Origin of the sequence: Erwinia rhapontici (assembly GCF_012271765.1) — a bacterium.
Taxonomy (GTDB): Bacteria; Pseudomonadota; Gammaproteobacteria; order Enterobacterales; family Enterobacteriaceae; genus Erwinia; species Erwinia rhapontici.
Window position 1 is genome coordinate 13,357 of the sequence record NZ_VRKO01000003.1, and the last position, 20,454, is coordinate 33,810.

Here is a 20,454-nt window from a genome sequence, read left to right on the forward strand (position 1 = left end):
AAACACTCATGATCCGTTTAGCTCTGGTTGGTGACTATCGCCCCGATGCCGTTGCGCATCAGGCCATTCCAAAAGCAGTTCAACTTGCCTCACACGCCCTTCAGCTCAATGTCAGCCCACAGTGGCTTCCCACTGAATCCATCACCGACAGCGGTGTTTTACAGGAATATGATGCCCTGTGGCTGACGCCGGGTAGTCCGTATAGTAACGACGAGGGGGCATTCCTCACTCTTCGTTATGCCCGGGAAAACAACGTGCCCTTTCTCGGCTCCTGCGGGGGGTTTCAGTATGCCATTGTTGAGTACGCGCGTAATGTCATGGGTTGGAGCGATGCAGGACATGCCGAAACCGACAGTGGTGGGCGTCTGGTGATCGCGCCATTAAGCTGTTCGCTGGTCGAAAAAACCGGGGATATTGTGATTGAACCTGGCTCGCTTCTGGCACAGGCTTACGGTAAGACAGAAATCAGCGAAGGGTATCACTGTAACTTTGGCGTCAACCCGGATTTTGTTGCCGATCTAAAAACGTATCCGCTGCGACTGACAGCCTGGGATCGTGAGGGGGATGTGCGGGCAATGGAACTTCCGGGACATAAATTCTATGCCGCTACATTATTCCAGTCCGAACGCGCTGCACTGCGTGATGAGCTGTCGCCACTGGTCGTCGAACTGCTGCGCGCGGCCAGATAATGATGCTGCCTCGCCCGCGATAGCCGACGAGGCAGAGTCTCTTTAGACTGCTTCAGGGGGCGGTGATAACGACCGCTACACGACGATTTTCTGCCCGGCCCTGTGATGTTTTGTTGCTCTGTACCTGGTCGCTGTCACCCAACCCCCGGGTCGTGATATTGCTGCGTGCTACACCGGCTCCGCTTGCCCAGGCATCGGCTACCGCGTTGGCACGCTTCAGTGACAACGCCTCGTTATATTTCTCATCACCATAGTTATCGGTATGCCCATCAAGGCGCGCGTGATGCAGCCCAGTGCTGGAGAGTAACTTAGCCATGCGCTGAACGGTTGCAACACTCTCCGGCGTCAGCTCTGACTTATTTTTACCAAACAGGATCTTCTCAGAGATCCCCAACATCCATCCTTCCGGGATTTCACTAAACCCCTGTGATCGCATAGCGCTGATCTGTTCAGGCGAGAATTTACCCTGAGGTGCGCTCTGGCAGGCCGCCAGTAACAGCACCAATACGAGTCCAGTCATCATTCTTATTTTTTTCATCATATCTCCCATGATTATCACTAAGAAGCAGCACGCTGATGATGCTGCTGCTTCTCCAGATACATACTGCGATCGGCCGCTTCCATCACGCCTTCGGCAGTCGCAGCCTGGCTGGCTACCGCACGGCCAATACTTAATGTCATCACCACGGACTCACCGCCCTGAAGATCAATCGGCTCAGCCATGCGCAGATTAATCGCGTCAATCACCGCCTGGACTTCATTATCATGGCTGACATTTTCAAGGATCATGGCAAATTCATCCCCCCCAAAACGGCAGACAAGATGGGTGTTTGCAGCACAGTCAGATAATCGCTGCGCTATCGCCATCAGGACTTCATCTCCCGCTGCATGCCCCCAGGTATCATTGATACCCTTAAAGTTATCCCCATCCATAAACAGCAGCGCAGTATGGGTTTTACGGGCACTATCACTCAGCACACTGTCCAGTGCACTGCGAAATGCAGCACGATTGGCCAGCCCGGTCAGCGGATCGTGCAGCGCACGCTTCAGCAGAGAATCTCGCTCCTGTTGCTCACGCAGTTGCCACTTTTCAATTTCGATCAGCAGGCTGTTAAAATCCTCACCGAACACGTGCAGTTCATTAATTTTTGAGGGAGGAACCCGACGTGAAAAATTACGTGTGGCGCGAATATCATGCACAACGCCGGTCATGCTCCTTAACGCAGCGATCAGCCCACTGAATAAATGACGAGTAAACAGGAGTGCGACCAGCGAGGCCAGCAGCAAACAGATCGTCAGCACACTGAGGGAGCGGTAGACAAAGTCCGTCACGGTGGCATCTTCGCCTGTTAGCGTGATATTGCCGACTTTTACCCCATTATGCAGGATGGGTTGCTGTACCGGTTTGGGGAATAACCAGCCGGAGACCGCACGCGCCAGTGGGTCTGTATTCATTTCATGTTCATTCCCCTCACCCCAATGGGCAAGTTCATTGCCTTTTATGTCGGTCACCACTGCCGAAGAGAACTGTCCCTGTTTTCCCAGCTCATTCAGGGTGTCCATCGCGGCATTACCGTCACGAAACACTACTGCAGCTTCCAGGCTGTGGCTGACGGTATAAGCCAGCAGTTGCAGATTCTTATCTGCATACTGACGGAATGACAGCATTGAGGTGGCGGAAATAAACAGCCACGCCACGGTCATCGTGGTCACTACGCTGATCACACTGATACGTAACAGCGCATTGCGAAAGCTGGCCCTGTTGTAATCTGCCGAGGATTTATCCATGTCGCTTACTCCCTGAAGATGCCAGCATTAATACATCGGGATGCACCCGAACGCCGCTTCGACCCAGCGAGTCGAGGTTCACCGAAAAACTCACCCGGTGATTAATAAATTTAAGGCAAAATGCGCTGCCGGTTGCGCACTCAGGGGTTTGTTCAGCAATGGTGAGCAGCGGGCGCAGCTGATAGCTGTTAATCAGTTCAACCTGCTGTTGCGAAGATTCACGGCCAAAGTAGAGAATATCGCACTGCGAGACCAGCGCCTGTTGTGCATCCTCTACGGGGATTGCCTGCCAGACAGCAGGAGGGTGCTCAACTGAAGCTGCGGTGAGCGCAGGAGCGAAGTACGCAGAACGAAAGATACACAGACGGGGAAGCCCGGTAAGGTGTGGCCATCGGGTATAGCTGATAATACCCGCGACGGTCTGGCGCACGTCTGCCGCTGACACACCCGAAGGTGCATCAGTTAACGTTTCACTCCTGATCGGCAGAGTGACGCTACTCAGCAAGAGTGGCAGTAACAGCACGCATATTTTCGCCATGAAACCTCTATCATCCCGGCCATTAATTTGGCCCCGTCATCACGGGTTTCATCACCCCACCTCTATTCAGAAATATCCTAACATCCTGTGAAACATTCGTCATCATGTGGCAAATGACAAAAAAGGCCAGCCTCACGGCCAGCCCATTATTCATCCCGACTTATTGCTCTCTCAACCGCTCACATTTAGCGGCGTGATCGCCCGGCGATGGCGCCGTTCAAAATACATGGAAATCATCCCACCGGTCACGACCAAACCCGCGCCGAAAATGGTCGCTGACTCTGGCAATGTGTCCCAGAACAGGTAGCCAATAAATACCGACCAGATCAACGTACTGTAATCAAACGGCGCCAGCAAAGAAGCATCTGCATATTTCAAACTCAGGGTCAGCAGGATTTGCGTAATCCCTCCCAGCAGACCGCAACCAAGCAGCAACATCAGTTGCCTGCCATTCGGTATCGTCCAGCCAAACCACAGTGTGAAAAGCGATGTCAGCGTGGTGGTTATCGCAAACCAGAAAGCAATGGCTCCTGGCTTCTCAATACCATTCAGATAACGAATCTGTATCGATGCACCTGCAATACACACTGCTGCCATCAGCGCCAGAATCATGCCAAGCGTAGACAGCCAGCTCACCGAGCTTAATGCCCCTTCCCGGCCAAAAAATAGCTGGCCAGACATCATCACCAGGATGCCAATAAATCCGGCAATCACTGCCACCCATCGATGATATTTCACCTTCTCACGCAGAAAAATTGCCGCCATGATCACGGTAATCAACGGCGCCGCATAGTTGATGGCAGTCACATCGGTCAGGGAGATATAGAGCAGTGCAAGGTAGCTAAAGTACAGGCCCCCCGTTCCGGCCAGTCCACGCAGAAAATGCCCTTTCACATTGCGGGTACGGATGCCATCAAGGATGTTGCCCTGGCACCACAGCCAGATAAACAGAGGGATCAGCGCAACAGAAGAACGAAAGAAGATCACTTCCCCGACCGGAATGGTGCCATCCAGGCCTTTCACGCAGGCCATCATTAACGTAGAGGTCAGGGCACCGGCGATTTTCATCGACACACCGGTCGAGGGACTGGGCGAAGGGCGCATAGCGTGCAGAATTCCTGGCAGTAGATAGGTATCTATCAAACATACGCGGAATTTTTTTTATATCAGCTTAAAAATCAGCATGAAACGACTTTTTATTTTTTTTCGCGGAGGCAAAAGGCAGGAAATTTCGCAAGATGTATGCGATCGTGACAAACTCAAAAAAAAGGGGCCAACCTTTCGGTCAGCCCCTTTATTGCTATTAACTATCAGATGTCGCTTAAGCGCCCAGACGTTCTTTGATACGTGCAGACTTACCAGTACGCTCACGCAGGTAGTACAGTTTGGCTTTACGTACAGCACCACGACGTTTCACAGCAATCGAGTCGATTACTGGGGAGTGAGTCTGGAATACACGCTCAACGCCTTCGCCGTTAGAAATTTTGCGAACAGTGAATGCAGAATGCAGACCGCGGTTACGAATAGCGATAACCACGCCCTCGAATGCCTGCAGACGCTTTTTAGCACCTTCAACGACCCATACTTTCACTTCCACGGAATCACCCGGACGGAATGAAGGTACGTCCTGTTTCATCTGTTCTTGTTCGATCTGCTTAATAATGTTGCTCATAATTAAATCTCTTATCCTGGGTAAACTGATAGTTAAGGCGAACTAAGCGCTATGCCCGTTCAACCGTATCATCGTTTTGTTGCCTGGGTGTGTTCCCGTTGGAACTCAGCCAGCAACTTTGCTTGCTCTTCAGTCAGAGCCAGGTTTTCCAGAAGTTCAGGTCTTCTAAGCCAGGTACGGCCCAGCGACTGTTTCAGGCGCCACCGGCGAATATCAGCATGGTTGCCCGACAGTAAAACTGGCGGAACCTCCATCCCTTCTAACACCTCAGGCCGGGTATAGTGTGGGCAATCCAGCAAACCATCGGAAAACGAATCTTCCTCGGCTGACGCCTGTTTTCCCAGTACCCCCGGAATAAACCGGGAAACCGAGTCAATCAGCGTCATTGCTGGCAGCTCGCCACCACTGAGTACGTAATCCCCAATCGACCATTCTTCATCGATTTCGGTTTTAATCACGCGCTCATCAATCCCTTCGTAGCGACCACAGACCAGAATTAATTTCTGGTTGGTCGCCAGCTCGCAAACCCCATCTTGATCGAGTTTACGCCCCTGAGGTGACAGATAAATCACCTTAGCGCCTTCTCCTGCCGCCGCTTTTGCTGCGTGGATGGCATCCCGTAAAGGTTGAACCATCATTAGCATTCCCGGACCGCCGCCGTATGGACGTTCGTCCACGGTGCGATGCCGATCATGAGCGAAGTCACGAGGACTCCAGCTCTGAATGCTGAGCAGGCCATTTTTTACTGCCCGGCCAGTTACTCCGTAATCGGTAATTGCGCGAAACATTTCAGGAAACAGGCTGATTACACCAATCCACATACTTTGCGCCGGAGTATTACCGTTTTGTTCGGAGCTCAAAAACCAGGATCCCAATCTACCGTGATAACACGAGTAGTGAGATCGACATTCTTGATAACCTGTTCATCGAGGAACGGAATTAACCGCTCCTGCGCACCGAATGCATCCTTCAGGTTTGCCTTAACGACGATAACGTCGTTCGAACCGGTTTCCATCATATCGATGACTTTACCCAGCTCGTAGCCTTCAGTCGTGACCACCTGGCAGCCCATAAGGTCTTTCCAGTAGTAGTCGCCGTTATCCAGCTCTGGCAGTTGCTCTGAGTCCACGACAATTTCGCAATTGGTCAGTAGGCCCGCGGCATCACGATCGTCAATGCCTTTGACTTTGATGATCATGTCCTGATTGTGGCGCTTCCAGCCTTCCAGCTCGACAAGCTGCCATTGACCCGCCCGCTGGATAAACCACGGCTGATAGTCAAAAATGCTTTCGGCGTCTTCGGTGGAGGAAAACACTTTGAGCCAACCACGAATACCGTAGGCCGAGCCCATCTTCCCCAGAATTAACGGGTTAGCGGGAGGCTGGGCGGTGAGTTGCTTGCTCATGTTGACCACCGTGACAGATTAAGCTGCTTTCTTAGCTTGTTTGATCAGCGCGTTAACGCGATCAGACAGAGTAGCGCCCTGGCCAACCCAGTGCTCAATGCGGTCCAGATCCAGACGCAGTGGTTCAGCCTGACCTGAAGCGATCGGGTTGAAGAAACCAACGCGCTCAATGAAGCGACCGTTGCGAGCATTACGGCTGTCGGTTACGACTACCTGATAAAACGGACGCTTTTTAGCGCCGTGACGTGCCAAACGAATTGTTACCATAACATCCTCTTTAGTTAATAAAACAGCCGGGCCCCATTGAGGGAACGGGGCCCGGATGCAATATAAAAAGCCCGAAAATTTTACTCATTTTGGCGCAAAAAGCAATCTAATTCGCCTGAGTCATTTTCTGGCTGACTTAGCGGCCAGAGAAGCCCGGCGGCATCATACCTTTCATGCCGCGCATCATCTTCGCCATACCGCCCTTCTTCATCTTCTTCATCATGCGCTGCATGTCGTCGAACTGCTTCAATAAGCGGTTAACGTCCTGCACCTGCATACCTGAACCGGTGGCAATGCGGCGCTTACGGGAGCCTTTGATAATCTCAGGTTTTTCACGCTCTTTGCGTGTCATTGAATTAATCATCGCTTCCATGCGCACCAGCACTTTGTCGTCCATCTGCGATTTAACATTATCTGGCAGTTGGCCCATGCCCGGCAGCTTGCCCATCAGGCTCGCCATACCGCCCATGTTGCGCATCTGCTTCAACTGGTCGAGGAAGTCGTTCAGGTCGAAACCATCCCCCTTCTTCAGCTTACTGGCCAGTTTTTCTGCCTGCGCACGGTCTACTTTGCTTTCAATATCTTCGATCAGCGACAACATGTCGCCCATACCGAGAATACGAGAGGCAATACGATCCGGGTAGAACGGTTCCAGGGCTTCGGTTTTCTCACCGACGCCCATAAATTTAATCGGCTTACCGGTAATATGACGAATCGACAGCGCAGCACCACCGCGGGCATCACCGTCGACTTTCGTTAGTACCACACCCGTCAATGGTAAGGCTTCGTTGAACGCTTTCGCGGTGTTGGCGGCATCCTGGCCGGTCATCGCATCGACCACAAACAGTGTTTCAACCGGATTAATCGCGGCGTGAATCTGTTTGATCTCATCCATCATCGCTTCATCAACGTGCAAGCGACCTGCGGTATCCACCAGCAGCACATCGTAGAATTTCAGCTTCGCCTGTTGCAGCGCGCTGGTAACGATATCGACCGGTTTCTGACTGAGGTCTGACGGGCAGAAATCAACGCCGACCTGCTCTGCCAGTGTTTCCAACTGTTTAATCGCCGCAGGGCGATAAACGTCAGCAGACACCACCAGTACTTTTTTCTTGTGCTTTTCACGCAGGAACTTACCCAGCTTACCGACGCTGGTGGTTTTACCCGCACCCTGCAAGCCCGCCATCAGTACCACAGCAGGTGGCTGAGCAGCCAGGTTCAGAGTGTTGTTCTCTTCCCCCATGGCAGCAACCAGTTCGTTTTTAACGATCTTAACGAACTCCTGGCCCGGGGTCAGGCTTTTGTTCACTTCATGACCGACGGCGCGCTCTTTGACGCGTCCGATAAAGTCACGGACGACCGGCAGCGCGACGTCAGCTTCCAGCAACGCCATGCGCACTTCGCGCAGCGTGTCTTTAATATTATCTTCAGTCAGCCGCCCGCGGCCGCTGATATTGCGCAGGGTCTGCGACAGTCTGTCGGTTAAATTATCAAACATCGTCTCTCGCTCAACGTAATGAGAGGCCGCCTCGGCGACACAATGGCGCGGATTATAACATAGAGGCGCTGGGATCTCAGCCATATGCGATGAGATCGTTTGGAGCCAGCAGCCGCTGGCGCTATACTGACTTTTTTCTTCTCTGGCCGATACCTGACGAATTCTATGTCTGTAATTGCGATTCTGGCGCTACTCGCCTACTCATTCAGCCTTGCACTGATCGTTCCCAGCCTGTTGCGTAAAAACAGCACCTGGCGTCGTCTGGCAGTGCTTTCTGCCATCGCCGCCCTGGTTTGCCATGCCGTGGCGCTGGAGCAGCGTATTTTCGGACCAGATGGCGGGCAGAACCTCAGCCTGCTGAACATTGGTTCGCTGGTGAGCCTGTTGATCTGTGCGATTATGACGATTGTTGCCTCCCGCAACCGTGGCTGGATTTTGCTGCCGATTGTTTACAGCTTTGCGCTGATCAACCTGGCATTTGCCACATTTGTGCCTAACGCCTTTATTACCCACCTGGAAACCACGCCGGGCATGATGGTGCACATCGGGCTGGCACTTTTCGCCTATGCCACACTAATTATTGCCGCACTGTATGCATTACAGCTGGCCTGGATTGACTGGCTACTGAAGAACAAGAAGCTGGCCTTCAGCAACGATATCCCTCCGCTGATGACCATCGAACGTAAAATGTTTCATATCACCCAGATCGGCGTGGTGCTGTTAACGCTGGTACTCTGTACCGGATTGTTCTATCTGCAAGATCTGTTCAGCCGTGAAAATATCGATAAAGCCGTGCTGTCTATCCTGGCCTGGTTCCTCTATATCGTCCTGCTGTGGGGCCATTATCACGAAGGCTGGCGCGGTCGCCGTGTCGTATGGTTCAACTGCGGAGGCGCATTTTTACTGACCATGGCTTATTTCGGTAGCCGCATGCTGCAGCACTTCCTAACCTCCTGATTGACCACCACAAGGATTTCCCTTGGAACACGTTTCAACCACGACCCTGATCATCACGCTGGTTATTATGATTTTGGTGTCGGCGTACTTTTCCGGTTCCGAAACCGGCATGATGACACTCAACCGCTACAAGCTGCGTCATCAGGCTAAAAATGGTAACCGTGCCGCACGTCGTGTCGAAAAATTACTGCGTCGTCCTGACCGACTGATCAGCCTGGTGCTGATCGGCAATAACCTGGTCAACATTCTGGCCTCTGCGCTGGGAACCATTGTCGGCATGCGTTTGTATGGCGATGCGGGTGTGGCGATTGCCACCGGCATTCTGACCTTTCTTGTTCTGGTTTTTGCTGAAATCTTGCCAAAAACCATCGCAGCGCTCTATCCGGAAAAAGTGGCCTTCCCCAGCAGCGTGCTGCTCGGCCCCTTGCAGATTGTTATGATGCCGCTGGTATGGCTGCTGAACACCATTACCCGCATGCTGATGCGTCTGGTGGGAATGAAGAGCGATGGCGCAATCAGTGCGGCTTTGAGCAAAGACGAATTGCGTACCATCGTGTACGAATCGCGTTCACTGATGTCACGCCGCAATCAGGATATGCTGCTGTCCGTCCTCGATCTTGAAAAAGTGAATGTCGATGACATCATGGTGCCGCGTAACGAAATTGTCGGTATCAATATTAACGACGACTGGAAATCGATCGTACGCCAGCTGACTCACTCACCCCACGGCCGTATCGTCCTGTATCGCGACACCCTCGACAATGCCATGAGCATGCTGCGTGTGCGCGAAGCTTATCGTCTGATGACCGAGAAGAAAGAGTTCACCAAAGAGGTGATGCTGCGCGCCGCGGATGAAATTTACTATGTGCCAGAAGGAACACCGCTCAACGTACAGCTGGTCAAGTTCCAGCGGAATAAGAAGAAGGTCGGGCTGGTCGTCGATGAGTACGGCGATATTAAAGGTCTGGTGACCATCGAAGATATTCTGGAAGAGATTGTCGGCGACTTCACCACGTCCATGTCCCCGACGCTGGCCGAAGAAGTGGTACCACAGAATGATGGTTCGGTATTGATTGAGGGCAGCGCAAACATACGCGAGCTCAATAAAGCCTTTAACTGGACACTGCCGGAAGTCGAAGCGCGCACCGTTAACGGCATGATCCTTGAGGCATTGCAGGATATTCCGCTCGCCAATACCACGGTACAAATTGGCCATTATGCCGTCGACATTCTTGATGTGCAGGACAATATGATTAAGCAGGTACGGATTACACCGCAAACGTCGCTAAAGGAGTCGGTGGGATCGTCGTAGGGGTCAGGCATGCCTGACCCGGGCGAAGCATGCTTCGCCCCTACGATTTAGATATGCAGTTCTTTCAGTTTTTCTTTCGGCAGCGCCAGTTCATCGTTACGGTTAACGCGAATGTCGTTGTCGAGGATGTTACGCGCGATGTCCTGCGCTTCATCCAGTGAGTGCATTTCACAGGTCCCGCACTGATAAATATTCAGTTCAGGGATATCACTCTGGTTTTTCACTTTCAGCACATCAGCCATCGCGGCTTTCCATGCTTTTGCTACACGCTGCTCGTCCGGCGTGCCAATCAGGCTCATGTAGAAGCCCGTACGGCAACCCATTGGCGAAATATCAATGATTTCCACACCGTCACCGTTCAGGTGATCGCGCATGAAGCCGGCAAAAAGGTGCTCCAGCGTGTGGATACCGCGTTCGGTCAAAATCTCGATATTCGGTCGGCAGAAACGCAGATCGAAAACCGTGATGGTGTCGCCAGCAGGCGTGTTCATGGTTTTAGCTACGCGTACAGCAGGAGCGGCCATGATGGTGTGATCGACGGTAAAGCTATCCAGCAATGGCATACTTGTTACCTCAACAAATGAATTTATTTTTGAACTGATGAAACTTTCTCGAACGCTGCGCGTCTGAATATATGAAAGACGCGCATTTGTTATCATCCATCTCATCCCTGACAACAACAGAGATGCGAATTTTGGCCACAGTTATGTGGCCTTTTTCTTTTGTATCGCTTAGCTCTTACCTTTCAAAAAGGTTTCAAGGTCAAGCGTATCACTTTCTTCAATGTCCTGCTGACTATCCTGCGAGCGTTGCGCTTCATCGCTAAACTGCTGTTCGGTCAGCACTTCCAGTGACTCTTCGCTTAACTGAGCACGATACTGCTCGGCCAGGGCCAGCCCGGCACCCGCGATACCGTTCTCTTTTAAAATATCCAGGAATCGCGCGGAATAGGTCAGATCGGGATCGTCGAATGATGCCACCAGTCGGTCACAAACTTCCTGGTAATGATGTTCGTCACTCTGACTGTCGAGCGTTTCCGCCACGCGACGGAGATCGCTGAACAATGCCTTGCCCACATCAACCAGCAAATGCTGCGACTCTTCGCATCCCATGCTGATCGTCTGACCGGGTTTGCGCCCTTCAAGGATCACTCGATTCCAGTTTTTACGTGTGCAGGCAAGCTCAGCGCTGTTCATCTCAGGCGCATCGGCCAGCGTACACCAGACCAGGAACAAATCGAGGAACCGCACCTGGTTCGCATCCACACCAATCGGTGAGAAGGGATTAATGTCCAGTGAGCGGACTTCGATATATTCAATCCCACCGCGCTGCAGTGCATCCGAAGGTGCCTCGCCAGAACGTGTCACACGCTTTGGTCGGATCGGCGCGTACAGCTCGTTTTCAATCTGCAATACGTTGGTATTCAGCTGTAACCAGTCACCGTTTTCATCTTTCACCCCCATCGCAGCAAACTCTTCCGACGGTGTTTTAATCGCCGCTTTCAGACCAGTAATGTAGTCCGGAAGATTGTTGAAGGTGATGCCAAGATTACTCTGGGATTTATTGGTATAGCCCAGATCGCTCAGACGCAGGGAAGTCGCATACGGCAGTGACAGCATTCCCTTATCACTGCGATCAAACGGCAGTGCGCTCTCTTTACCTTGCAGGAATGAGGAACAGATCGCCGGTGAAGCACCGAACAGATACGGGATCACCCAGCCAAAGCGATAATAGTTACGGATCAGGCGCAGATAGCCATCAGAGATAGCCTCTTTTCCGCTTTCAGCATCCTTCACCCCAGCCCACTCCTGCCAGAAGGAGAGCGGCAGTGAGAAGTTATAATGCACGCCAGAGATAATCTGCATCAGCGCGCCGTAACGGTTTTTGAGACCCTGGCGATACAGTGTTTTCATCTGGCCAATATTCGAACGACCATACTGCGCCAGCTCGATATCCTGATCGGGAGCGATCATGCATGGCATGCTCATCGGCCACATACGTTCTTCGCCTAACTCACGGGCGACATGGCGATGGATATCCCGCAAGAATGCCAGCAGATGATCAATATCCTGATGGACCGGCGTGATAAATTCTAATAATGCTTCGGCAAAGTCAGTGGTAATCCACTTATGTGTTAAAGCTGAACCAAGAGAAGCTGGGTGTCCGGTAGTGGCAAGATGGCCATCCGGCCTGACGCGCAGCGTTTCGCGCTCAATGCCGCGACCAATACCTTTAAGTGCGTCAGGATGAGCTTCCAGCCAGGAAAGCGCCTGTGATACGTCCGGGATCAAATTGACCTCCCGCTCAGAGAAAAATTTATTATTGTTCAGCATAATGTTAACCGTAGCGCCGCCTTAAAGCGAATCAATGCCACCATTCCATGCCCTGTAGTGTTGCGGCTGCCAGCACCAGATAACGCAGGGTCTTACCGATAGCGAGACATATCACCATCGGCAGCCAGGCGAAACGTAGCCAGCCAGCAAGAACGCATAGCAGATCACCAATCACTGGTAACCAGCTAAAAAGCAGCGCAGCAGGCCCCATTTGGTGCAGCCACGCCGTTGCTGTGTTGTGCCATCGCCCCTGACTTTTTAATGGAAGCAGGCGACCCATAACGATGTTGGTTAAACCACCCAGAGTATTTCCCAGTGCGGCAATCAGGATCAATGCCGTGACAGAAACCTTCCCCGCCAGCAGTAACCCCACCAGTAACGCTTCAGAACTCCCCGGCAATAACGTGGCGCTCAAAAAGCTACTGGCAAACATCGAACCGTAAGCTAACCATTCACTCACAGCAGACGGACATCCACCGCATCCATACCTGCCGCACGTGCCGCCTGTATACCAAAATCAGCGTCTTCAAACACCACACAGCGTGCAGCGGGTACGCCGATCAATTCAGCGCAACGCAGAAATGTATCAGGTTCTGGCTTATGGCGTTTAACATCATCTGCTCCGACAATGGCATCAAAGTGATTCAGTAGCCCCAGATGCTGTAACAGTCCCACCGCCATTGCATGCTCACTGCCGGTGCCTACCGCCATTGGACGGCGCCCTTTATAGGCCTTCACCACATCAATGAGCGGTAATGGCTGTACGCTGTCGAACAGCATCGTTTTCAGTAATGCCGTCTTTTCTTCGGCCAACCGGTAAGGATCAAGATCGCTTTGCTGGCTGGCAATGATCACCTGCGCAATGTGCCAGGTTGGCGAACCGTTCAGGCCAATGATGGCCGTTTCATCGAAGGTCATGCCATATTGCCCCAGCACCTGATGCCAGGCTTTACGGTGTGTTGGCTCGGTATCGAGGATGGTGCCATCCATATCGAATATCAGGCCGTCATAAGCATCGTACATTCTCGCATCCATTCTGATAACGGAACGATTACTTTAGCGTAAAAGCACCCTCGTTGTCGCTGTTGGCATGGATCAGCAAATGCTTTGAAAAATATAGGGATTTTGATTATCAGATAAATGCGTGAGATAAAGCGCAGGTTAATTTGAGTTAAGTGAGTAATTCGTAAGAAGGATTTTGAGAAAAGTGCAGAAAGGAGTAATGGTGTTACCCGTACAAAGGGGCTTTTAATCTTGTAAAAGATGGTGCATCCAAGAGGATGGATTCGGCTTCGCCTTACCCTGACGGGCCGTTGCAAGCGACGTTATCCTCCTTTGTGCTGGCGTTCACTGCTCTACAACATGCCAGTACAGAGGTGCTTCCCACTCTTACTAAATATGGTGCATCCAGGAGGATTCGAACCTCCGACCGCTCGGTTCGTAGCCGAGTACTCTATCCAGCTGAGCTATGGATGCATTGGTAAAACGTATGACGCTGTGTAGTGAAGAATAGAGTGCTTCCCATTCATACAAAATAGGGTGCATTCAGGAGGATGATTCGGCTTCGCCTCACCCTGACGGGCCGTCGCAAGCGACGTTATCCTGCTTTGTGCTGGCGTTTACTGCTCTACAACATGCCAGTACAGAGGTGCTTCCCACTCTTACTAAAATATGGTGCATCCAGGAGGATTCGAACCTCCGACCGCTCGGTTCGTAGCCGAGTACTCTATCCAGCTGAGCTATGGATGCATTGGTAAAGCTATGCAGTAGTTTACTCTGCACGGTAACGCTATTGGGGGAGGTAAAGCGACAAACCTGAGGAGATACTGAAGAAAATCACGACCACTCGTTGAGAATGGTGCATCCAGGAGGATTATTCGGCTTCGCCTCACCCTGACGGGCCGTCGCAAGCGACGTTATCCTGCTTTGTGCTGGCGTTTACTGCTCTACAACATGCCAGTACAGAGGTGCTTCCCACTCTTACTAAATATGGTGCATCCAGGAGGATTCGAACCTCCGACCGCTCGGTTCGTAGCCGAGTACTCTATCCAGCTGAGCTATGGATGCATTGCTAATTCTTGTATAACGCAGGGTGCTGACTACTCACCATGACGCAGGGCTGCTAACGCTGCATCGGTACTACCCAAAATTAAAGCCGCACTAAGCAGCCTTAAAGAATATGGTGCATCCAGGAGGATTCGAACCTCCGACCGCTCGGTTCGTAGCCGAGTACTCTATCCAGCTGAGCTATGGATGCATTGCTAATTCTTGTATAACGCAGGGTGCTGACTACTCACCATGACGCAGGGCTGCTAACGCTGCATCGGTACTACCCAAAATTAAAGCCGCACTAAGCAGCCTTAAAGAATATGGTGCATCCAGGAGGATTCGAACCTCCGACCGCTCGGTTCGTAGCCGAGTACTCTATCCAGCTGAGCTATGGATGCAAAATGGCGGTGAGGCGGGGATTCGAACCCCGGATGCAGCTTTTGACCGCATACTCCCTTAGCAGGGGAGCGCCTTCAGCCTCTCGGCCACCTCACCACTAGCACTCTTTCGAGTTGTGCTTCAGAACGTTGTATCTGCTCATCGGCACTGCGTGGCGCACATATTACTTTCTGGGCGTTGTAAGTCAAACAATTTCTCCCCCTTTTTTCATCACTCGCGTCTGATTGCACAAAAGCCACGCAAGTCGACCACTTTGACGACAAAAAGAGTGATTTATCAACAAAGAATACCGCGAATTTCAGGTGAAACAACGACGACGAAAATGAGCACAGCAGAAAAATTCTGGCAAAAGAATGATGCAAATGGGGGATAAATGGGGAAAAAGCTAACAGGAGATAGATAAAGGGGGGCGAAAACCGGTAGCGCCTCGCTACTGGGAGCGAGGCGCTGGATCCGTTAGTAACTTGTTTGCTGAGTCTTTTCGGCCTGGATGCGCTGATAGATCTCTTCACGATGCACCGAAACTTCTTTAGGGGCGTTCACACCAATACGTACCTGGTTACCTTTGACTCCCAGCACAGTTACAGTCACCTCATCACCGATCATGAGGGTTTCACCAACTCGACGAGTTAGAATAAGCATTCTTTGCTCCTTGAAAGATTAAAAGAGTCGGGTTACGTGCTTCCCGGCATTATCCATCGTATAACGCTAAATGTAGATTATGACAAATACACCAATAGCGCACCTGTCTGCCAATACATTCTGCTGATACTTAGTTTAGCCGAAAACCAGATCATCAACCTGACTTTATGATTACAGGGGCGTATCGCTTGAACAAACGCCCATCCCAGAGGGGCCTGAGCGCTTCTCCACGATACATTTTTATAGTGTTACAGTTTTGCAGCCACCCATGCCTCAACGCCAGCCAGAGCCGCAGGCAGCGCCTGCGCATCTGTACCGCCGGCCTGAGCCATATCCGGTCGACCGCCACCCTTACCACCGACCCGCTGAGCCAACTCGCCCACCAGTTCGCCCGCTTTTACGCGATCGGTCAGGTCTTTAGTCACCCCGGCAATCAGGGATACTTTGCCATCAGCGACGGTTGCCAGCACGATAACCGCAGAGCCAAGCTGGTTTTTCAGGTCATCGACCATCGTACGCAGCATCTTAGGCTCAACGTTGCTCAGTTCGCTGACCAGCAGCCTGGTGCCCTTCAACGCAATAGCTTTACTGCTCAGTGAGGCACTTTCTTGCGCAGCTTGTTGATCTTTCAACTGCTGCAACTCTTTTTCCAGCCCGCGTGCATGGTCAATCAGCGCGCGAACTTTTTCATTCAAATTACTGTTATTGGCTTTCACCAGGTGAGCAATATCAAGCAACTGCTCATTCTGGCTGTAAACCTGCGCCAGTGCGCCTTCACCGGTCACGGCTTCAATACGGCGTACGCCTGCAGCAGTGCCCGACTCTGACGTAATACGGAACAGACCGATATCACCGGTACGGCTGGCGTGAACACCACCACACAACTCGGTAGAGAAGTCGCCCATGCCAACCACACGCACATGATCATCATACTTCTCACCAAACAACGCCATCGCACCGTGTGCTTTCGCCGCTTCGAGTTCCATGATGTTGGTATCAATCGGCAGGTTACGACGGATCTGGGCGTTGACGATCTCTTCGACCTGACGAATTTCAACCGGCTTCATCGCTTCGAAATGCGAGAAGTCAAAACGCAGGTACTTATCGTTAACCAGAGAGCCTTTCTGCGCGACATGGTCGCCCAGAACCTGGCGCAACGCAGCATGCAGCAGGTGCGTTGCCGAGTGGTTAAGGCGAATGCGTGCACGACGAGTTTCATTGACCTGAGCCGCAATGCGGTCGCCTACACGCAGTTGGCCGGAAGCCAGTTTACCGATATGACCGATCGCTTGTGCGTATTTCTGTGTGTCGTTAACCGTGAACGTGGCACCCTTTTCGCTTTTCAGCTCACCGGTATCACCTACCTGACCACCGGATTCACCATAGAATGGTGTTTCGTCAAGAACGATCACCCCTTCCTGACCGGCACGGATTTCATCCGCCGCCTGTCCGTCAACGAAAATGGCGGTCACCGCCGCATTCAGCGCTAACTGCTCGTAGCCTTTAAAAGCTGACGCCTGCTCGATACGGATAACGTTGTTGTAGTCCGTCCCGAAACCACTGCCACTGCGTGCACGTTGACGCTGCTGCTCCATCGCCTGTTCAAAGCCGGCTTCATCAATTTTCAGGTTACGCTCACGGCACACATCGGCAGTGAGGTCAGCCGGGAAACCGAAGGTGTCGTACAGACGGAAGACGGTTTCACCGTCCAGCGTATCACCCTCCAGGTTTTCCAGCTCTTCATCCAGTAAAGCCAGACCGCGTTCCAGCGTTTTCGCAAACTGCTCTTCTTCCGTTTTAAGGATTTTCTCAACCAGCGACTGCTGATTTTTCAACTCTTCGCCAGCCGCACCCATCACGGCGATCAGCGGAGCCACCAGCTTGTAGAAGAATGTCCCTTCTGCACCCAGCATGTTGCCATGACGTACTGCGCGACGAATGATACGACGCAGCACATAACCCCGGTTTTCACTGGACGGGATGACACCATCAGCGATCAGGAACGCACAGGAACGAATATGGTCAGCGATCACGCGCAGGGATTTATTCCCCAGATCGGTGGCTCCAGTCTCTTGTGCAACTGATTGGATCAGCTGTGCAAACAGATCGATTTCATAGTTGGAGTTCACATGTTGCAGGACCGCGCTGATACGTTCCAGGCCCATGCCGGTATCCACGGAAGGTTTCGGCAGTGGCAGCATCGTGCCGTCAGACTGACGGTTGAACTGCATAAAGACGATGTTCCAGATCTCAATGTAACGATCGCCATCTTCTTCCGGGCTACCCGGAGGGCCACCCCAGATGTGATCGCCGTGGTCGAAGAAGATCTCAGAGCACGGGCCGCATGGACCGGTATCGCCCATTTGCCAGAAGTTATCAGAGGCGTAGGCGCCACCTTTGTTGTCACCGATACGGATAATACGCTCACGTGGTACACCGATCTCGTTTTCCCAGATGCCGTAAGCTTCGTCATCGGTTTCGTACACGGTCACCCACAGTTTCTCTTTAGGCAGACCGAACCACTCGGGGCTGGTCAGCAACTCCCATGCAAAGGCAATCGCTTCTTTTTTGAAGTAATCGCCAAAGCTGAAGTTACCCAACATTTCGAAGAAAGTATGGTGACGGGCGGTGTAACCTACGTTTTCAAGGTCGTTGTGTTTACCACCGGCGCGCACGCAGCGCTGCGAGGTCGTCGCCCGGGAGTAGTTGCGCTTATCCTGACCAAGGAAAACGTCTTTAAACTGGTTCATCCCGGCGTTAGTGAATAACAGCGTCGGGTCATTGTTCGGGACGAGGGAGCTACTGGCTACAACCTGATGTCCCTTGCTCTGGAAAAAGTCGAGAAACGCTTGACGAATCTCCGCAGTGCTCTTGCTCATATTTGTCCTGGAATCACGCTAACGAACGTTTCGTGGGTCTTGCTACGCCGGTATTGCTTTCGCCAGCGACGACACACGAACAAAAAGTGGTGAATAAGATAAATTTTCTTCAGGGGGAAGTAAAATCCCATCGACGGTCAATGATCAAAATTCTCGAAAATTGACCGGATATCTTCCATAAAGAAGCCTTTAGCCATCAGATAACGCTGCACTTTCGCTTTTTCCTTCCATTCAGATGGCAGGGGCAGACCAAACTTACGTTCAGCCAGCATAAAAGCCTGAGCTTGCCAGTCAATTTCTGCGGCAAACAGCGTCTCATCGATCAGCGTTTTATCAATCCCCTTCTGCCCCAACTCCATACGAATGCGTTGCGGCCCGTAACCTTTACGGCTTCGCCCTGCCACATAACGCTCAGCGAAGCGGGTATCATCCAGCCAGTTATGCTGGTAGCACCATTCGACAACACGGTCGATCTCTTCCGGGGCCAGCGGCTCTGGGGATGTTTCTTGTTTAGCACCCTGCTGTTTCTCGCCCTGTTGTTTAGCGAATTGGGCAGCGCGCTCGCTTGAAATAACCAGCTTGCGGCGAAATTCTGCTTCACTGTGATCGCGCATTGCGAGAATACGCATTGCCCGCTCCAGCAGTTTCGCGTGCCGGGTTCGTTCAGTGGTCTCTGACATAGTGCCCCACACAGCGTTGAGTCAATGTAACAGGTGATCAAGGGTAACGTCTGATGGCAGTGCTTGCGAGGAAAATGCGCAGAAAGAGGAGGATAAGTCGCGGGTTTATACGTTTCGGGTGGAACCCGTCGTTACACAATGAAAAAAGGGAACCGCTTTTGCGATTCCCTTCTGGTACAGCGGGCCGAATCTCATCGACCCCTACCGATAATCAGAGGTCTTCGTTGACTTCATTTTCTGCTTCATGCGGTGCAGGAACAAAATCAGGCTTGGCATCCGGATTGTTCAGCAGCATTTCACGCAGCTTTGCTTCGATTTCGTTAGCAATAGCCGGGTTTTCTTTCAGGAAGTTACCCGAGTTAGCCTTACCCTGACCAATTTTGTCACCGTTGTAGCTGTACCAGGCACCCGCTTTTTCGATCAGCTTGTGCTTCACGCCGAGGTCAACCAGCTCACCAAAGACGTTGATACCTTCGCCGTACAAGATCTGGAATTCAGCCTGCTTGAATGGCGCTGCGATTTTGTTTTTCACCACTTTAACGCGGGTCTCACTGCCCACCACTTCATCGCCCTCTTTGATCGCGCCGATGCGGCGAATATCCAGACGGACAGAAGCGTAGAATTTAAGAGCGTTACCGCCGGTGGTGGTTTCCGGGTTACCGAACATCACACCAATTTTCATACGAATTTGGTTGATGAAGATCAGCAGCGTACCCGAATTTTTCAGGTTACCGGCCAGCTTACGCATCGCCTGGCTCATCATACGTGCCGCAAGGCCCATGTGAGAGTCGCCAATTTCACCTTCAATTTCCGCTTTCGGCGTCAGTGCCGCCACGGAATCGACAATGATGACATCAACCGCACCAGAACGTGCCAGCGCATCACAGATTTCCAACGCCTGCTCACCGGTATCCGGCTGAGAACACAGCAGGTTGTCGATATCCACGCCCAATTTCTTGGCGTAAACCGGGTCCAGTGCGTGCTCGGCATCGATAAACGCACAGGTTTTACCTTTACGCTGCGCAGAAGCAATCACCTGCAGGGTCAGCGTCGTTTTACCGGAAGATTCTGGACCATAAATTTCGACGATACGGCCCATCGGCAGGCCGCCGGCCCCCAGCGCGATATCCAGTGATAAAGAACCGGTAGAGATGGTTTCCACATCCATAGTGCGGTCTTCACCCAGGCGCATGATGGAGCCTTTACCAAATTGCTTTTCAATCTGGCCCAGCGCTGCTGCCAGTGCTTTTTGCTTGTTTTCGTCGATAGCCATTTTTACTCCTAATCATGCGGGTAAAGCACACGTAGATGCTGCTTCGTCTCTAAAATATGCGCTGATTATACTG

20 protein-coding genes and 6 tRNA genes are annotated in these 20,454 nt (G+C 52.0%); 3 read left to right on the forward strand and 23 right to left on the reverse strand.

Going from position 1 to position 20,454, the window contains the following annotated elements; translation table 11 throughout:
- Window positions 1–8: 8 nt before the first annotated feature.
- Window positions 9–689, forward strand: coding sequence for a CTP synthase C-terminal region-related (seleno)protein (locus FVB43_RS01115; protein WP_167863249.1), 681 nt, complete (start codon window positions 9–11; stop codon window positions 687–689).
- 52 nt (window positions 690–741) lie between these two features.
- Here FVB43_RS01115 and FVB43_RS01120 read toward each other — a convergent pair whose 3' ends face one another.
- The 9 genes from FVB43_RS01120 to ffh all read right to left on the reverse strand — a co-directional run bounded on the left by FVB43_RS01120 (window position 742) and on the right by ffh (window position 7,857).
- Complete coding sequence (locus tag FVB43_RS01120) at window positions 742–1,230, reverse strand: OmpA family protein (RefSeq protein ID WP_167863250.1); 489 nt, start codon at window positions 1,228–1,230, stop codon at window positions 742–744.
- 17 nt (window positions 1,231–1,247) lie between these two features.
- On the reverse strand, window positions 1,248–2,477 hold the full coding sequence (gene dgcN / locus FVB43_RS01125) for a diguanylate cyclase DgcN/YfiN (RefSeq protein WP_133845982.1): 1,230 nt from the start codon (window positions 2,475–2,477) through the stop codon (window positions 1,248–1,250).
- The gene (gene yfiR, locus FVB43_RS01130) at window positions 2,470–3,015 is read right to left on the reverse strand and encodes a regulatory sequestration protein YfiR (RefSeq protein ID WP_133845983.1); all 546 of its coding nucleotides are present in this window, start codon (window positions 3,013–3,015) and stop codon (window positions 2,470–2,472) included. Before yfiR ends, dgcN begins: the two co-directional genes overlap by 8 nt.
- A gap of 171 nt (window positions 3,016–3,186) precedes the next feature.
- Complete coding sequence (locus FVB43_RS01135) at window positions 3,187–4,119, reverse strand: DMT family transporter (RefSeq protein WP_133845984.1); 933 nt, start codon at window positions 4,117–4,119, stop codon at window positions 3,187–3,189.
- A 217-nt stretch (window positions 4,120–4,336) separates the two neighbouring features.
- Window positions 4,337–4,687: a 50S ribosomal protein L19 gene (gene rplS / locus FVB43_RS01140; protein ID WP_133845985.1), complete on the reverse strand. Its 351-nt coding sequence runs from the start codon at window positions 4,685–4,687 to the stop codon at window positions 4,337–4,339.
- A gap of 68 nt (window positions 4,688–4,755) precedes the next feature.
- Window positions 4,756–5,508 (reverse strand): tRNA (guanosine(37)-N1)-methyltransferase TrmD, encoded by a 753-nt coding sequence (gene trmD, locus FVB43_RS01145; protein WP_133845986.1) that lies wholly within the window; start codon window positions 5,506–5,508, stop codon window positions 4,756–4,758.
- A gap of 35 nt (window positions 5,509–5,543) precedes the next feature.
- On the reverse strand, window positions 5,544–6,092 hold the full coding sequence (gene rimM / locus FVB43_RS01150) for a ribosome maturation factor RimM (protein ID WP_133845987.1): 549 nt from the start codon (window positions 6,090–6,092) through the stop codon (window positions 5,544–5,546).
- Window positions 6,093–6,110: 18 nt separating this feature from the next.
- On the reverse strand, window positions 6,111–6,359 hold the full coding sequence (gene rpsP / locus FVB43_RS01155; protein ID WP_004155935.1) for a 30S ribosomal protein S16: 249 nt from the start codon (window positions 6,357–6,359) through the stop codon (window positions 6,111–6,113).
- A gap of 136 nt (window positions 6,360–6,495) precedes the next feature.
- Window positions 6,496–7,857, reverse strand: a complete 1,362-nt coding sequence (gene ffh / locus FVB43_RS01160; RefSeq protein ID WP_167863251.1) for a signal recognition particle protein — start codon at window positions 7,855–7,857, stop codon at window positions 6,496–6,498.
- Between the two features lie 165 nt (window positions 7,858–8,022).
- On the opposite strand from ffh, the gene FVB43_RS01165 reads away from it, so the two are divergent.
- Window positions 8,023–8,814, forward strand: a complete 792-nt coding sequence (locus tag FVB43_RS01165) for a cytochrome C assembly family protein (protein WP_133845989.1) — start codon at window positions 8,023–8,025, stop codon at window positions 8,812–8,814.
- Window positions 8,815–8,836: 22 nt separating this feature from the next.
- Window positions 8,837–10,126, forward strand: coding sequence for an HlyC/CorC family transporter (locus tag FVB43_RS01170; RefSeq protein ID WP_159337964.1), 1,290 nt, complete (start codon window positions 8,837–8,839; stop codon window positions 10,124–10,126).
- A gap of 47 nt (window positions 10,127–10,173) precedes the next feature.
- Here FVB43_RS01170 and luxS read toward each other — a convergent pair whose 3' ends face one another.
- The 14 genes from luxS to recA all read right to left on the reverse strand — a co-directional run bounded on the left by luxS (window position 10,174) and on the right by recA (window position 20,381).
- Window positions 10,174–10,689, reverse strand: coding sequence for an S-ribosylhomocysteine lyase (gene luxS, locus FVB43_RS01175; protein ID WP_133845991.1), 516 nt, complete (start codon window positions 10,687–10,689; stop codon window positions 10,174–10,176).
- Window positions 10,690–10,857: 168 nt separating this feature from the next.
- A complete protein-coding gene (gene gshA / locus FVB43_RS01180; RefSeq protein WP_171149914.1) occupies window positions 10,858–12,459 on the reverse strand; it encodes a glutamate--cysteine ligase in 1,602 nt (533 codons plus the stop codon).
- 31 nt (window positions 12,460–12,490) lie between these two features.
- On the reverse strand, window positions 12,491–12,919 hold the full coding sequence (locus tag FVB43_RS01185; RefSeq protein ID WP_167863252.1) for a YqaA family protein: 429 nt from the start codon (window positions 12,917–12,919) through the stop codon (window positions 12,491–12,493).
- Window positions 12,916–13,482 carry a fructose-1-phosphate/6-phosphogluconate phosphatase gene (gene yqaB / locus FVB43_RS01190; protein WP_133845993.1) on the reverse strand — a complete coding sequence of 189 codons (567 nt, stop codon included), beginning with the start codon at window positions 13,480–13,482 and terminating at the stop codon, window positions 12,916–12,918. The genes FVB43_RS01185 and yqaB overlap by 4 nt, the downstream gene beginning before the upstream one ends.
- Before the next feature lie 376 nt (window positions 13,483–13,858).
- Window positions 13,859–13,935 (reverse strand) — tRNA-Arg (locus FVB43_RS01195).
- Between the two features lie 196 nt (window positions 13,936–14,131).
- Window positions 14,132–14,208 (reverse strand) — tRNA-Arg (locus tag FVB43_RS01200).
- Window positions 14,209–14,449: 241 nt separating this feature from the next.
- Window positions 14,450–14,526: transfer RNA gene (locus tag FVB43_RS01205), tRNA-Arg, on the reverse strand.
- Between the two features lie 113 nt (window positions 14,527–14,639).
- Window positions 14,640–14,716, reverse strand: a tRNA-Arg gene (locus tag FVB43_RS01210).
- Between the two features lie 113 nt (window positions 14,717–14,829).
- Window positions 14,830–14,906: transfer RNA gene (locus FVB43_RS01215), tRNA-Arg, on the reverse strand.
- A 4-nt stretch (window positions 14,907–14,910) separates the two neighbouring features.
- Window positions 14,911–15,003: transfer RNA gene (locus tag FVB43_RS01220), tRNA-Ser, on the reverse strand.
- A 360-nt stretch (window positions 15,004–15,363) separates the two neighbouring features.
- Window positions 15,364–15,549 (reverse strand): carbon storage regulator CsrA, encoded by a 186-nt coding sequence (gene csrA / locus FVB43_RS01225; protein WP_004155916.1) that lies wholly within the window; start codon window positions 15,547–15,549, stop codon window positions 15,364–15,366.
- 248 nt (window positions 15,550–15,797) lie between these two features.
- Window positions 15,798–18,428, reverse strand: a complete 2,631-nt coding sequence (gene alaS / locus FVB43_RS01230; protein ID WP_133845994.1) for an alanine--tRNA ligase — start codon at window positions 18,426–18,428, stop codon at window positions 15,798–15,800.
- A gap of 137 nt (window positions 18,429–18,565) precedes the next feature.
- Window positions 18,566–19,108 carry a regulatory protein RecX gene (locus FVB43_RS01235; RefSeq protein WP_133845995.1) on the reverse strand — a complete coding sequence of 181 codons (543 nt, stop codon included), beginning with the start codon at window positions 19,106–19,108 and terminating at the stop codon, window positions 18,566–18,568.
- Between the two features lie 211 nt (window positions 19,109–19,319).
- Window positions 19,320–20,381, reverse strand: a complete 1,062-nt coding sequence (gene recA / locus FVB43_RS01240; protein WP_133845996.1) for a recombinase RecA — start codon at window positions 20,379–20,381, stop codon at window positions 19,320–19,322.
- Between the last annotated feature and the right edge of the window lie 73 nt (window positions 20,382–20,454).

Bases quoted from the DNA above. Each gene is read 5' to 3' on its own strand.
- FVB43_RS01115 (WP_167863249.1), top strand. From the start codon at position 9: ATGATCCGTTTAGCTCTGGTTGGTGACTATCGCCCCGATGCCGTTGCG.
- FVB43_RS01120 (WP_167863250.1), bottom strand. From the start codon at position 1,230: ATGATGAAAAAAATAAGAATGATGACTGGACTCGTATTGGTGCTGTTA.
- dgcN (WP_133845982.1), bottom strand. From the start codon at position 2,477: ATGGATAAATCCTCGGCAGATTACAACAGGGCCAGCTTTCGCAATGCG.
- yfiR (WP_133845983.1), bottom strand. From the start codon at position 3,015: ATGGCGAAAATATGCGTGCTGTTACTGCCACTCTTGCTGAGTAGCGTC.
- FVB43_RS01135 (WP_133845984.1), bottom strand. From the start codon at position 4,119: ATGCGCCCTTCGCCCAGTCCCTCGACCGGTGTGTCGATGAAAATCGCC.
- rplS (WP_133845985.1), bottom strand. From the start codon at position 4,687: ATGAGCAACATTATTAAGCAGATCGAACAAGAACAGATGAAACAGGAC.
- trmD (WP_133845986.1), bottom strand. From the start codon at position 5,508: ATGTGGATTGGTGTAATCAGCCTGTTTCCTGAAATGTTTCGCGCAATT.
- rimM (WP_133845987.1), bottom strand. From the start codon at position 6,092: ATGAGCAAGCAACTCACCGCCCAGCCTCCCGCTAACCCGTTAATTCTG.
- rpsP (WP_004155935.1), bottom strand. From the start codon at position 6,359: ATGGTAACAATTCGTTTGGCACGTCACGGCGCTAAAAAGCGTCCGTTT.
- ffh (WP_167863251.1), bottom strand. From the start codon at position 7,857: ATGTTTGATAATTTAACCGACAGACTGTCGCAGACCCTGCGCAATATC.
- FVB43_RS01165 (WP_133845989.1), top strand. From the start codon at position 8,023: ATGTCTGTAATTGCGATTCTGGCGCTACTCGCCTACTCATTCAGCCTT.
- luxS (WP_133845991.1), bottom strand. From the start codon at position 10,689: ATGCCATTGCTGGATAGCTTTACCGTCGATCACACCATCATGGCCGCT.
- gshA (WP_171149914.1), bottom strand. From the start codon at position 12,459: ATGCTGAACAATAATAAATTTTTCTCTGAGCGGGAGGTCAATTTGATC.
- yqaB (WP_133845993.1), bottom strand. From the start codon at position 13,482: ATGTACGATGCTTATGACGGCCTGATATTCGATATGGATGGCACCATC.
- csrA (WP_004155916.1), bottom strand. From the start codon at position 15,549: ATGCTTATTCTAACTCGTCGAGTTGGTGAAACCCTCATGATCGGTGAT.
- alaS (WP_133845994.1), bottom strand. From the start codon at position 18,428: ATGAGCAAGAGCACTGCGGAGATTCGTCAAGCGTTTCTCGACTTTTTC.
- FVB43_RS01235 (WP_133845995.1), bottom strand. From the start codon at position 19,108: ATGTCAGAGACCACTGAACGAACCCGGCACGCGAAACTGCTGGAGCGG.
- recA (WP_133845996.1), bottom strand. From the start codon at position 20,381: ATGGCTATCGACGAAAACAAGCAAAAAGCACTGGCAGCAGCGCTGGGC.